The organism is Xylophilus rhododendri (assembly GCF_009906855.1).
Lineage (GTDB): Bacteria > Pseudomonadota > Gammaproteobacteria > Burkholderiales > Burkholderiaceae_C > Xylophilus > Xylophilus rhododendri.
Genome location: NZ_CP047650.1, coordinates 1,267,988 through 1,281,028, shown reverse-complemented (window position 1 = coordinate 1,281,028; position 13,041 = coordinate 1,267,988). Strand labels below are relative to the sequence as shown.

Below are 13,041 nucleotides of genomic sequence, written 5' to 3'. Positions count from 1 at the left end.
CCAAAGCCCACGATGAGCCAGCAGGCGCCGCGCAGAAACGGCGCCGAAGGAGACCAAGATCAAAGCCGAGAACATGCCCCCGCGCAGCCCGGCCGCCGCGCCGGAGCCGGCGGACGAGCGTCAGACCATGGAGGCCTGGGAACGCCTGATCACCGGCGCCCCGCCGGCCGGCATCCCGGTCTCCCGCCTCGTGCTGGCCTCCTGGCAGCGCAGCATGCGCTCGGCGGTGGAGCCGCGCTCGCGCTCGGCGCCGCTGGCCGCGCTGGGCGATGCGATGGAGCAGCTGCGCCGCCACAACCAGGACATGATGGGCGCGGCCCAGGGCCTGTTCATGGCCTCGGCCCATCTGCTGGCCCAGTCCGGCTCGATCATGCTGCTGACCGATCCCCACGGCGTGGTGCTGGACGTGGCCGGCGACATGCGCACCCTGGAGGCGGCCGAGGGCATCCATCTGGTGGCCGGCGCCAACTGGCATGAAGGCGTGGTCGGCACCAACGGCATAGGCACCGCGCTGGCCACGCGCCAGCCGGTGACGGTGCATGCGGCCGAACATTTCTGCGAAGGCATCAAGCGCTGGACCTGCGCCGCCGCGCCGGTGTTCCGGCCGGGCAGCGAGCAGGTGCTGGGTGTGGTCGACATCTCCGGCCCGCCCTCGACCTACCAGCGCAACAACCTGGTGCTGGCCCTGTCGGCGGCGCGGCAGATCGAGGCGGTGCTGGCCGAACGCCTGGTGCGCGAGCAGATGCAGCTGCTGGAGGCCGCGCTGCAGACCCCGGGCGTGGGCGACATGCAGGCCCTGTTGGTGCTCGACGGCGATGGCCGGCTGCTGCACCTGCGCGGCAGCGTGGCCGGCCTGCCGCTGCAGGCGGGCGAGCGCCTGCCGGGGCTGCCAGCCGGCCTGCCTGCCGACGAGTGGGCGCGGCGCCTGCCGCCATGCCTGCGGGCGGAGTGGCTGCATCCGGTACGTGCCGGCACCCGCACCGTCGGCGCCTGGATCGGCGTGCCGCGGCCATCACGCACCGCGGCGGCGGCGACGATCGCCACCGCGGCCGCAGCACCGGGCCGGGCCGCCGACTCCGAACTCGACCCCGCACGCAGCAGCTTCGGCAAGCTGCTGGGCCGCAGCACCGCGCTGCTCGGCGCCATCGAACGCGCGAGCCAGCTGGCGCCGCGCCGGGTGGGTGTGCTGATCCAGGGCGAGACGGGCGTGGGCAAGGAGCTCTTCGCCCGCGCCCTGCATGGCGAGGGCCCGCGCGGCGGGCCTTTCGTCAGCTTCAACTGCGGCGCCACCACCCGGGAGCTGATCGCCGGCGAACTCTTCGGCCATGTGCGCGGCGCCTTCACCGGCGCCACCCACGAAGGCCGCCCCGGCCGCTTCGAGCTGGCCCATGGCGGCACCCTGTGCCTGGACGAGATCGGCGAGCTGCCGCTGGATCTGCAGCCGGTGCTGCTGCGGGTGCTGGAGGAGGGCGTGGTCTGCCGCCTGGGCGAGGCACGCCATCGGCCGGTGGACGTGCGCCTGCTGGCCATGACCAACCGCGACCTGCTGCAGGAAGTGGAGGCCGGGCGTTTTCGCCGCGATCTCTACCACCGCATCGCGGTGACCGCGATCCGCGTGCCGCCGCTGCGCGAGCGCGCCGGCGACATCGAGCTGCTGGCGGTCCATTTCAACCGCCTGCTGGCCGAACGGCACCGCCTGCCGATGCGCATCTTTTCCGACGAGGTGATGGCCCTGCTGCAGGCCTACGCCTGGCCCGGCAATGTGCGCGAGCTGCGCAACGTGGTGGAGAGCCTGCTGCTCACCTCCGGCGAGCCCCTGGTGCATGCCGACGAGCTGCCCGCGGAGATCCTGGCCGCCGCCGGCCGGGCGCCCGCCGCGGTCGCGCTGCAGATGTCCGGCAGCCTGGAGGAGGTGGAGCGCCTGACCATAGAACGCACGCTGCAGGCGGCCCATGGCAACCTGACCCATGCCGCGCGGGCGCTGGGGGTGTCGCGCAGCACGCTCTACCGCAAGGTCGAGCGCTACCAGTTGGTGGGCCGGCTGCATCCGGCGCAGGGCACGCCGGGCCGGGATCGGCAGCTCGGATGAGGCCGTCACGCATGCTGTGCCTTAATGCGGGTGCGGGCCCGACGCTTCTTCTCGCTGCGGCAGCATCCTTTGGAAATAAAGGTCATTGCCCGGCCGCAGGCATGCCGCGCCGGTCCATAATGGAGGGCACACCCACGGGTGTGTCCCCCGCGGTGTTTTCCAAGGCGTCCTTCATGACGCCGTGTTTGTGATTGCTCTCAAGCTCCATCGCCTTTCAACAGCCATGGAGATTCCTATGAGCAACAAACTCTACGTGGGCAACCTGCCCTACACCCTTTCCTCCGACGACCTGACCCAGATGTTCAGCGAGTTCGGCACCGTGCTGAAGGCGCAAGTCGTCATCGACCGCGACAGCGGCCGCTCCAAGGGCTTCGGCTTCGTCGAAATGTCCAACGACAGCGAAGCCCAGCAAGCCATCGGCGGCATGCACGAGAAGAAGCTCGAAGGCCGTCCGCTGACCGTCAACGAAGCCCGCCCGCAGGAGCCGCGTGCTCCGCGCAGCAACGACGGCTACGGCCGCCGCGGCGGCTACTGATCCCCGAGGCGGCTCCGGCCGCCTTTTTTCATTTCCGCAAGAAGGTAGATCCTTGGGTAAAGAAGAACTCATCGAAATGCGCGGCAGGGTGGAAGAAATCCTGCCCGACTCGCGTTGCCGTGTGCTGCTGAGCAATGGCCACGAACTCATCGCCTACACCGGCGGCAAGATGAAGAAGCACCGCATCCGCATCATCGCGGGCGACGACGTCACGCTGGAACTGTCCCCCTACGACCTGAGCAAGGGGCGCATCATGTTCCGCCACCTGCCCGAACGTCGTCCGGGCACCGGCGCACCGCCGACGCACAAGCGCCGTTGAGGGCCGGCCTGCCTGGCAGGCCGCGTGCAGTCAAGAGCCTCGCCGCAAGCGATTGCAGCGAGGCTTTTGTGCGTCCTGCGGGCAAGCACCCTTGCCGGAGTTGGCACTTTCTTTGCATCGTGGACGGCTTTGTTCGATTGTTCCGAGGTGAAGACATGAAGCAGGTTTCAGGGATGCAGCGCCGCTCGCTGGTGATGGTGGCGGCGGCCGCGGCTTTCGGCCCGCGCGCCGCATGGGCGCAGGACTATCCGGCGCGGCCGATCCGCCTGGTGATTCCACAGGGCCCGGGCTCCGGCGCCGACGCCACCGGCCGCCAGCTGGCCGAGTTCATGGGCCGCTACCTCAACGGCTCGGTGGTGGTGGACAACAAGCCCGGCGCCAACGGCGTGCTGGCCTCTTCCATCGTCGCCAAGGAGCGGCCGGACGGCTACACCGTCTTCCTCACCAGCGTGTCGCTGGCCAGCTTCAACGAGCATCTCTACAAGAAACTGCCCTTCGACCCGATCAAGGACTTCAGCTTCATCGCCCCGGTGGTGGATGCCAGCTTCATGGTGGTCGCCAGCCAGAACAGCGGCATCAAGAGCTGGGCGGACTTCATCGCAAAAGCCAAGGCCGAGCCGGGCAAGCTCACCTATGCCAGCGCGGGCCTGGGCAACTCGACGCATCTCTACATGGAGAAGATCGTGCGCGACCTGAAGCTGGACGTGCGCCACATTCCCTACAAGGGTGCCGGCCCGGCGCTGCTGTCGGTGGTCTCGGGCGAGACCGACCTGATGTGTGTGGTGACCGTCACCGCGCTGCCCCAGTACGAGGCCGGCGCGGTGGTGGCCCTGGCCCAGTCCGGCGACAAACGCGCCGCGCGCATGCCCAACATCCCGCTGATCAAGGAACTCGCGCCGCAGATGCCCGCGCTGCCGGGCTGGTACGCCCTGGTCGGCCCGGCCGGCATGCCGGCGGACGTGGTCAAGAAGCTCTCAGGCGCCGTCATTGCCTTCCTGGACGACGACCAGACGAAGAAGAAACTCAACGAGCAGTTCCTCTTTCCCATCCCCGGCAGCAGCGAGCAGATCAAGGCCCGCGCCGCGCAGGAATCGAAGATCTGGGGCGATCTCATCAAGACACTCAACATCAGCTTCGACTGATAGGAGAAGGCAAACGCATGTCGGATCTGGACCTGAACGGCGGCGCGTGGCAGCGCACGCCGGGTGACTATGCGCAGGGCCGCCCGGCCCGCTGGAGCATCGGCGAGCCGAAGTCGCGTTACCTGACGATGCGCGACGGCTGCCGCCTGGCGCTGGACGTCTACCTGCCCGAAGCCGGGCAGGGCGAGACCGTCCCCGCGCGGCTGCCCGTTATCGCGGTGATGACGCCCTATTACCGGCGCTTCAAGGTGACCGCCCCCGGCGCCGAACCCTCGCCCAACATCGCCATCTACCGCGACTTCTTCGTGCCGCGCGGATATGCCCTGGTGGTGCTGGACGTGCGCGGCAGCGGCGCCAGCTTCGGCCAGCGCGACGCCTTCCGCTCGCCGATGGAGCGCGGCGACTACCTGGAGATGGCGCAGTGGATCGCCGAGCAGCCCTGGTGCAACGGCGCCATCGGCGCTACCGGCATCTCCTACCTGGGCGCGGCTTCCTGCTTCCTGGGCAGCACCGGGCACCCGGCGGTCAAGGCGATCGCGCCCTTGTTCGCGGTGTCGGACACCTACAGCGACCATGTCTTTCCCGGCGGCATCGCCTGCAAGACGGTCACCTCGCATTACGACGACCTGATCCTGGCGCTGGACCGCGATCGGCGCGAGGAACTCAAGGCCTATCCCTATTTCGCCGACCCGCGCTACGCCGGCCCGGCGCCGGTGGACGAGGACCCGGACGGCGCCCTGGTGCAGCAGGCGATCCGCGAGCACGAGGACAGCTTCCTGCTGCGCGACATGGCCGGCGAGATGGCCTTCCGCGAAGAGGGCATGCTCTACGACCCGCAGCTGCACAGCGGCGCCTGCAGCCCCTACTGGTACCTGAACGAGGTGGCCGGCAAGGTGGCGGTGTATTCGGTCTCGGGCTGGTACGACGGCAGCAACTTCGTGCACGGTTCGATCTCGCGTTTCCTCACCCTGAAGGGCCAGGACGACCGCCTGCTGATCGGCCCCTGGGACCACGGCGCCCGCACCAATGGCTCGCCCTGGCGCACGGCGGGCCGCGGCGCGCCGGAGTTCCCCATCCTGTCGGAGGTGCTGCGTTTCTTCGATCGGCACCTCGCCGGCCTGGAGACGGGCCTGGAGGCCGAGTCGCCGGTGCACTACTTCTGCACCCATGCCGAGCAGTGGCGGCAGGCCGCGCAATGGCCGCCGGCCGCCACGCCGACCGACTGGTTCCTGCAGCCCGGCCGCCTGGCCCCGACACCGGCGCAGGTGGTGGAACACGCCGAACTGCAGACGAGCTTCGCCGTCTCCAGCGGCCAGCACAGCCGCTACGAACGCCTGCGCGCCCTGGCCATCGTCGATTACTACCAGGACTGGCCGGAGCACGAGGCCCGCATGCTGTCCTTCCGCTCCGACCCGCTGCCGCAGGCGCTGGAACTCGCCGGCCATGTGCTGCTGGAGCTGACCCTGTCCTGCAGCCAGGGCGACGGCAGCCTGTTCGCCTACCTGTCGGAAGAGCTGGCCGACGGCAGGCTGGTCTACATCAACGAAGGCTGCCTGCGCCTGTCGCACCGGGCCGTGTCGCCCGCGCCGGAGAACTACCGCACGGCCTGGCCCTTCCGCGAATACTCGCGCCGCCTGGCGCGGCCGATGGACCCGGCGGTGACGGAGACGCTGCAGATCGCCATGCTGCCCGTGGCCTGGCAGCTCGCGGCCGGCAGCCGGCTGCGGCTGTCGCTCTCGGGCGCGGACGGCGAGCATTTCCAGCAGGTGCCGCATGGCAGGCCGCCGCTCTACCGCTTCGAGCTGGGCGGTACCCAAGGCTGCAGGCTGCAACTGCCCGTGGTCGATCCGGCACGGGCCTGAACAGGCGCTATTCGAAGGACAGGGCGGCCGTCGGCTGGTGCACATGGGCCGGCGGCTGTGCCTGCGCCGGCGCGTGCACGGCGGCCGGCTCGGGCTGGCGCACCAGCAGCACCGGCACGGTGGAGGTGCGCAGGATGCGTTCGGCATCGCTGCCCAGCAGCAGCCGGCTGGCGCCGCGCCGGCCATGGGTGCCGATGACGATCAGCTCGGCCTGCCAGCCGCGCACCTCGTCCTCGACGACTTCGTGCAGGCGCCGGTCCAGCCCGTCGTGGATCGCGGTCTCGACCGGAACACCCGCCGCCCCGGCCGTGGCCGCGGCCGTCTCCAGCAGTTTCTCGCCGTCGGCGCGCAGCATCGACAGGCAGTCGCCCATGAAGCCGCTATAGGCATCCGTCATGTAGCTGAAGGCGAGCTGGTCGACCACATGCAGCAGGCGGATGCGGCCGTGCGTCTGTCGCGCCAGCCCGATGGCTTCCTGCAGGCCGCGCTGCGAGGTGGCGCTGCCGTCCACCGGCACCAGGATTCTTTGGTACATGGCGATCTCCTTCTGGGGAATGTGAGGCCGCCAGTCTGCTGCCCGGTCCGCGCGGGCTGCTTGACCTCGATCAAGGAAAAGGCATGCTCCCCAAAGCCGACGTCAGGCAACCGAAGCCTTTATCTCGACCTTCGTCTGGACGAGCCGCCGCCATCTGCCTCAAGGCTGGGCTCGGGTGTGCGCCGCGACACCGTCGGCTTGACCGGCGCCTTGCGGAACTCCGTCGGGGATTCCGGTGGCGGATCATGTGCTCAGCCAAAACGCCCGCTTTGCGCTGGATGAACTCTTGATCCTCGTCGGAGAACTCTTCGATGATGCTTTGCAGCGTAGTGCTCATGATGCTTCCTGACTGGCGTCGGCAAGCATTTTCAGGTGCTTATCACAACGCTTGTCGGCTGCTTTGATCAGACGCTTTTCATCCCCCGCCGCCCCGGCTCGACGAACCTCAATCGAACTTGACGCCCGACTCCTTCACCACCTTGGCCCAGCGCGCCTTCTCGGTCTTGATGAACTCGCCGAAGCTGGCCGAGGTGCCAGGCCGGTATTCGGCGCCCAGGTCCTGCAGGCGCTGCTGCATCTCGGGCGTGGCCAGGATCTTCTGCACGGTCGCATGCAGCGTGGCCACCACCGGCGCCGGTGTGCCGGCCGGCGCCACGATGCCCTGGAAGGAGCCCGTCTCGAAGCCGTTCAGCCCGGCCGACTCGGCCACGGTGGGGATCTCCGGCGCGGCCGGGAAACGCTTGGCGCTGGAGATGGCCAGCGCCTTCAGCTTTCCGCCCTTGACCATCGGGTAGGTGGCCACCATGCCGTTGAACAGCAGGTCGGCCTGGCCGGCCATCACGTCGTTGATCGCCTGCGAGCCGCCCTTGTAGGGCACATAGGTCCAGACGATGCCGGTGCGCATGGCGAAGTCGATGCCCGCCAGGTGGTTGGCGCCGCCGGTGCCGGAGATGGCGAAGTTGATGGAGTTGGGCTTGGCCTTGGCCAGCGCGATCAGCTCCTTCACGTCCTTCACCGGCAGCGAGGGCGAGGCCGCCAGGATGTGCGGCGAATAGGCCACCAGGATCACCGGCGCGAAGTCCTTCACCGGGTCGAAGGGCAGGGTGGGGAATACGCTGGGCGCGATGGCCAGCGAGCCGATGTCGTTGAGCAGCAGCGTCAGCCCGTCCGGCGCGGCCTTGGCCACATAGTCCGAGCCCAGGTTGCCGGTGGCGCCGGCCCGGTTCTCCACCAGCACGGTGGCGCCCAGCGCCTCGGAGAGCTTGGGCGCCAGGATGCGCGCCAGGATGTCGGAGGTGCCGCCCGCCGGGTTGGGCACGATCACCTTGATCTGCTTGCCGGAAAAATAGCCTGCGCCGGCATCCGCGGCCAGGGCCTGCAGAGGCCAGGCGCACATCGCCAGCGCTGCGGCGATGCCCGTCGCCGCCAGGCGCCGCGGCTTCGACATGGAATGCTGCATCTTGTCTCCATCGGGATTGATAACGTTGTCATCTTCCAGGCGGAAGGCGAAAGGATGACACCGTGATTTCCCGAGAAACCTCTTCCCCGCTGCTCGCGTCGGGACTTATGTCCAAACCGACTTCCGGTGCACGGACAAGGACTGGGCCAGCCTGGCCATCTGGGGCCAGACCGTCTTCGGCGAGACATGGGCCTGGGCGGCAGCCTCTTCCACCGCCATGACGAGCATGGACACCGGGGCTTCGTCCAGCAGATGCACCAGGTGCGGAATGAAGGTGGGCGGCGCTTCACCGCTGACCAGGGCTTTGCCCAGGATTTCCGGCGTCAGTTCGCTTGCGTAGCTCACGCTGGCCGTCTTGGCGGCCATCCACAGGCCGCGCTTCTTGCTGCGCACCTGTGTGTTGAGGGGCGCCGACGCGAGACCCAGTACGGAGGTGACCTGGGCTACCCGGTTCACGCCGAGGTCCGCCAGACGTCCGTTCTCCAGCCCGACCAGGGTCTGGCGAGAGAGCCCGCTCAGATGCGCCAGCTGGCTCTGGGAGAGTCCCAGTGCCGTGCGGCGGGCGCGGACGGCTTGGCCGATATCGATCAAGGTGCTCATTTTCACCCTATAAATTTGTCCAAAATTTTGGACATTTTATGGCGAGCGAACGGGGACGCTCAGAGCAAGGCCAGCAACGCGGTCCACCCCGTCTGGTGCGCGGCGCCCAGGCCCAGGCCGGTATCGCCGTGGAAGTACTCGTGGAAGAGCAGCGGCGCGGGGCTGGCGCCATCGGTTGCGTCGGCGCATTCCCCCGGCCTGCCGTTGCCGGGCAGGGAGCCGTCGGGACCGGGGCGGTAGAGGGACAGCAGCCGGTCCTGCAGGAAGTCGGCCACTTCGCACAAGGTGTGCTGCCGTCCGGAGCCGGTCGGGCATTCGACCCGGAATTCGTCGCCGTAGTAGGCGTGGAAGCGCCGCAGCGATTCCACGATCAGGAAGTTCAGCGGCAGCCACACCGGCCCGCGCCAGTTGCTGTTGCCGCCGAACATGCCGCTGTCGCTTTCGGCGGGGGTGTAGTGCAGGGCATAGCGCGAGTCGCCGATGGAGAAATCGAAGGCATCGGCCTCGTAGGCCTTGCTGACGGAACGCAGGCCGTGGGGCGATAGGAACTCGTTCTCGTCGAGCAGGCGGTTCAGCACGCGTTTCATGCGGTGGCCGCGCAGCAGGCTGAAGAGGTGGGTGTGGCCTTCGGCGGCGGGCGCGGCGCTGTCGTCGGGCGCGGCGCCGGGGGCGCGGCTGGGCTCGCGCCAGTGGCTGACCAGGGCGTCGAGGTCGGGGCGGCGGTGCAGCAGGGCGTCGAGGTGGGCGCGCAGGTGCTGGAGTTTTTCCATGCGTGCGTCATCCAGCACCTCCACCGCGAAGAAGGGCACCAGGCCGGCGATGGTGCGCAGCTTCAGGCGCCTTGCGCTGCCATCGGGCAGGCGCAGCATGTCGTAGTAGAAGCCGTCCTCCTCGTCCCACAGGCCCAGGCCGTCGGTGTTGGCCATGTTGGCCATGGCGCCGGCGATGTGGAAGAAGTGCTCGGAGAACTTGATCGCCAGGTCTTCGTAGACCGTGTCGTCCTGCGCCAGCTCCATGGCGATGCGCATCAGGTTGAGGGCGTACATGGCCATCCAGCTGGTGCCGTCGGCCTGCTCGAGTTCGCCGCCGCCGGGCAGGGGCTGACTGCGGTCGAAGATGTTGACGTTGTCCAGGCCCAGGAAACCGCCCTCGAAGATGTTGTTGCCGCGCGCGTCCTCGCGGTTGACCCACCAGGTGAAGTTGAGCATCAGCCGGTGCAGCACATGGCGCAGGAAATCGCGGTCGGGCGTGCCGATGATGGCGGCGTCGCGCTGGTAGACCTTCCAGGCGGCCATGGCATGCACCGGCGGGTTCACGTCCGAGAAGTTCCATTCGTAGGCCGGCAGCTGGCCGTTGGGATGCATGTAGCGGTCATGCAGCAGCATGGTGATCTGGCGCTTGGCCAGGGCCGGGTCCACCGGGGCGATGGCGATGCTGTGGAAGGCCAGGTCCCAGCTGGCGAACCAGGGGTACTCCCATTTGTCGGGCATCAGCAGGATGTCGTGGGCGCGCAGGTGGTCCCATGCGGCATTGCGGCCATGCTGGCGCTCGGCCGGCGGCGGGGGCGCGCCGGGGTCGCCATCGAGCCAGCGGCGGATCTCGTAGCTGTAGTACTGCTTGTTCCACAGCAGGCCGGCCCAGGCCTGGCGCTGCAGGGCCAGGCAGTGTGCGTCGCGGGTGCTGTCCTGGCGGGCGGCGTAGAAGGCGTCGGCGGCTTCGCGGCGCTGCTGCAGGATGGCATCGAAGGCGGCGCCGAAGGCCGCTGGTGCCAGCTGGCCCGAGTCCGGCAGCGCTACCAGCCGCGCGCGCACCGCCACGCTGGCGCCGGCCGGCACCCGGATCTGACGCCAGGCCGCGGCCCGGGTGCCGTAGGGGCGGCTGCGCACGGCGTCGGTGCGGCCATGTACCACCCGCTCGTGGATGCCGTCCTTCCAGAAGCCGCCCTCGGCATCGGCCGGCAGCATCTGCGGATTGCCTTGCGCGCCCAGGGACTGCAGGCGCTCGAGGTTGCTGCTGTTGTCGGTGAAGAGCCAGGCCGAGGCGTCCACGCCCTCGACCTCCAGCGCATAACGGCCCAGGGTGCAATGGCTGGCGATGGCCTGGCCGGCGCCGCCTGCGATGCAGGGCGGTTCACCCGCAGGCCGGTCCGGGTCGGCTCGGAACCACAGGGTGGGCAGCAGGTGCAGGGTCTCGTCGGTGGGCCCGCGGTTATGAACGGTGTAGCGCAGCAGGACTTCGGTGGCGCCGGGCTTGGCGATCTCGACATCGATGTCGAAGAAGCGGTTCTGCGCGAAGACGCCGGTGTCGGCCAGCTCGTATTCCGGCTGGTCGCGGTCGCGGGCGGCGTTTTCGCGGATCAGCTGCTCGTAGGGGAAGGCGGCCTGCGGATAGCGGTAGCGCATGGCCATCCAGCGATGGTCGGGGGTGTTGTCCAGGTAGTGCCACACCTCCTTCACATCTTCGCCGTGGTTGCCCTGGGCGTTCGAGAGGCCGAAGAAGTTCTCCTTCAGGATCGGATCGCGGCCATTCCACAGCGACAGCGCCAGGCACAGGCGCTGCCGTTCATCGCTGATGCCGGCGATGCCTTCCTCGCCCCAGCGGTAGGCGAAGCTGCGCGACATGTCGTGGTCGACCGCCGCCCAGGCGTCTCCCGACGCGCTGCAATCTTCCCGCACCGTGCCCCACTGGCGTTCGCTGAGGTAGGGGCCCCACAGCAGCCAGGGCTGCTCGTCGGAGGGGATGGCCGGCTCGGCGGGGGTGGGCGGTGCGGGCAGGGTCATGGGGGCAGCAGCAGATGCAGATGGCCGTCGGGATCGCGCAGGCGGGCGGCGCCCGTGGCGGTCCAGACGGTGGTGGTGACGGGTGCGGCGCGGTGCAGGGCGCTGCCGCGGGCCGGGTGGTAGGCCAGGAGTTCCAGGTGCGGATGCGGTGCGGCTTGCGCGGCCAGGGCGAGCACTTCGACCTGCGGAGCGGCAAGCCCGTCGAGACTGGCCTGCTCCGGGCCCTGGTTGTGCTGGCGGGACTGCAGAGCCAGGCCCAGGTACTCGGCGTAGAAGGCGATGGAGCTGTCGGCGTCCGCCACGGTGATGGCCGAGTGGTCGATGCCCAGGGTCGGGCCTGGCTCTGCATCGCGCCAGTGTTCGGGCAGCGAGGAGAAGGCGAGCAGTTCGACCGGATGGCCGTCCGGGTCGCGGAACTTGAAGGCGGTGGCGCCGCCCGAGGCGGGCGGTAGCTGCTGCGGGCCGCCTTGCGTGATCGCCTGCGGGGCGAAGGGCTGCAGCCGTTGCCAGGCGGCCGACATGTCCGAAGCCACGATGGCGATGTGCTGGAACTGCGCATCGTCCGCGCCGCGGTCGGGCCGGGGCGGCAGGGTGTCGCAGGCGACCAGCACCAAGGTCTGCGAACCCAGCCGCAGCGCGGTGCAGGCTGCGGCCTCGATATCCCAGGCTTCGGCCAGCGCGTCAGGCAATCCGGCGGGCAGCGCACTTGTGTCCGGCACGAAGCCCAGCGCCTGCCGGTAGAAGCCGCTGGCGCGCGCCAGGTCGAGCACCGGCCGCACGATGGCGAACAAGCCGGTCGCCTTCACAGGAGGGCCGCTCCGCGGGTGTTGGTGGCGATCCCGTACAGCGTGTCGCCGCAGCACAGGAAAAGCCGCGACAGCGCCGGCCCGCCGAAGCAGAGATTGGCCACGGCGGCCGGCACATGGATGCGCCCCAGCAGCCGGCCGTCCGGCGCCAGGCAATGCACGCCGTCGCCCGCGCTGGTCCAGAGCCGGCCGGCCTCGTCGCAGCGCATGCCGTCGGCATTGCCGGGCGCCACCTGGTGGAAGAAGCGGCCTTCATCCAGCCTGCGGCCGTCCTCCGCCACATCGAAGACTCGGATGTGCTGCACCGGCTCGGCCGCGAACTGCAGGCCGGTCTCGGCGATGTAGAGGCGTTTGCCGTCGGGCGAGAAACACAGGCCGTTGGGGCCGGCCAGCCGATCGGTGGCGACTGCGAGTTCGCCCAATTCGGCATCCAGCCGGTAGACCTGCGCCGGCAACTCCGACACCTGCTTGCCGCCCTCGTAATCGGTCTGGATGCCATAGGGCGGGTCGGTGAACCAGATGCTGCCGTCCGGGTGCACGGCCACATCGTTGGGAGAGTTGAGCCGCAGGCCCTTGTAATGCTCGGCCAGCCGGGTGATGCGCCCATCCCATTCGGTGCGGGTGATGCAGCGCTGCCGGTGCGAACAGGCCAGCAGCCGGCCCTGGCGGTCGCGGGCATGGCCGTTCTCGAACCAGCCCTGGCCCTGGCGCAGGGTGGAGACGCTGCCGTCCGGGCACCAGCGCAGCACCCGGTCCTCGGGCAGGTCGCTCACCAGCAGGCAGTCCTGGTCGGCCAGCCAGACCGGGCCTTCCAGCCAGCGGCGGCCGGTGGCCAGCACTTCGAGGCGGGCGTTGGGCAGTACCAGGGGGCGGAATTCCTCGTCGAGGATGTCGTAGAGATCCATGCCCATGCG

General features: G+C 69.2%; 11 protein-coding genes. 5 read left to right on the top strand and 6 right to left on the bottom strand.

Annotated features, from left to right (window positions below; genetic code table 11):
* Positions 1-73: 73 nt before the first annotated feature.
* From GT347_RS05700 to GT347_RS05680, 5 genes are all read left to right on the top strand, one after another.
* On the top strand, positions 74-2,089 hold the full coding sequence (locus GT347_RS05700; RefSeq protein WP_160551043.1) for a sigma-54-dependent Fis family transcriptional regulator: 2,016 nt from the start codon (positions 74-76) through the stop codon (positions 2,087-2,089).
* A gap of 235 nt (positions 2,090-2,324) precedes the next feature.
* Positions 2,325-2,624: an RNA recognition motif domain-containing protein gene (locus GT347_RS05695; RefSeq protein ID WP_160551042.1), complete on the top strand. Its 300-nt coding sequence runs from the start codon at positions 2,325-2,327 to the stop codon at positions 2,622-2,624.
* A gap of 52 nt (positions 2,625-2,676) precedes the next feature.
* Positions 2,677-2,943 (top strand): translation initiation factor IF-1, encoded by a 267-nt coding sequence (gene infA / locus GT347_RS05690; protein WP_160551041.1) that lies wholly within the window; start codon positions 2,677-2,679, stop codon positions 2,941-2,943.
* Positions 2,944-3,098: 155 nt separating this feature from the next.
* On the top strand, positions 3,099-4,085 hold the full coding sequence (locus tag GT347_RS05685) for a Bug family tripartite tricarboxylate transporter substrate binding protein (protein ID WP_160551040.1): 987 nt from the start codon (positions 3,099-3,101) through the stop codon (positions 4,083-4,085).
* 17 nt (positions 4,086-4,102) lie between these two features.
* Positions 4,103-5,947, top strand: a complete 1,845-nt coding sequence (locus GT347_RS05680; protein WP_160551039.1) for a CocE/NonD family hydrolase — start codon at positions 4,103-4,105, stop codon at positions 5,945-5,947.
* 7 nt (positions 5,948-5,954) lie between these two features.
* Here the strand turns inward: GT347_RS05680 and GT347_RS05675 are convergent, their stop codons facing one another.
* From GT347_RS05675 to GT347_RS05650, 6 genes are all read right to left on the bottom strand, one after another.
* The gene (locus GT347_RS05675) at positions 5,955-6,482 is read right to left on the bottom strand and encodes a universal stress protein (protein WP_160551038.1); all 528 of its coding nucleotides are present in this window, start codon (positions 6,480-6,482) and stop codon (positions 5,955-5,957) included.
* Positions 6,483-6,927: 445 nt separating this feature from the next.
* Complete coding sequence (locus GT347_RS05670; RefSeq protein ID WP_160551037.1) at positions 6,928-7,941, bottom strand: Bug family tripartite tricarboxylate transporter substrate binding protein; 1,014 nt, start codon at positions 7,939-7,941, stop codon at positions 6,928-6,930.
* A 105-nt stretch (positions 7,942-8,046) separates the two neighbouring features.
* The gene (locus GT347_RS05665; protein ID WP_160551036.1) at positions 8,047-8,541 is read right to left on the bottom strand and encodes a helix-turn-helix domain-containing protein; all 495 of its coding nucleotides are present in this window, start codon (positions 8,539-8,541) and stop codon (positions 8,047-8,049) included.
* 59 nt (positions 8,542-8,600) lie between these two features.
* Complete coding sequence (locus GT347_RS05660; protein WP_160551035.1) at positions 8,601-11,321, bottom strand: MGH1-like glycoside hydrolase domain-containing protein; 2,721 nt, start codon at positions 11,319-11,321, stop codon at positions 8,601-8,603.
* Positions 11,318-12,127, bottom strand: a complete 810-nt coding sequence (locus GT347_RS05655) for a VOC family protein (protein WP_160551034.1) — start codon at positions 12,125-12,127, stop codon at positions 11,318-11,320. The genes GT347_RS05660 and GT347_RS05655 overlap by 4 nt, the downstream gene beginning before the upstream one ends.
* A complete protein-coding gene (locus GT347_RS05650) occupies positions 12,124-13,038 on the bottom strand; it encodes an SMP-30/gluconolactonase/LRE family protein (protein WP_160551033.1) in 915 nt (304 codons plus the stop codon). The genes GT347_RS05655 and GT347_RS05650 overlap by 4 nt, the downstream gene beginning before the upstream one ends.
* Positions 13,039-13,041 lie beyond the last annotated feature (3 nt).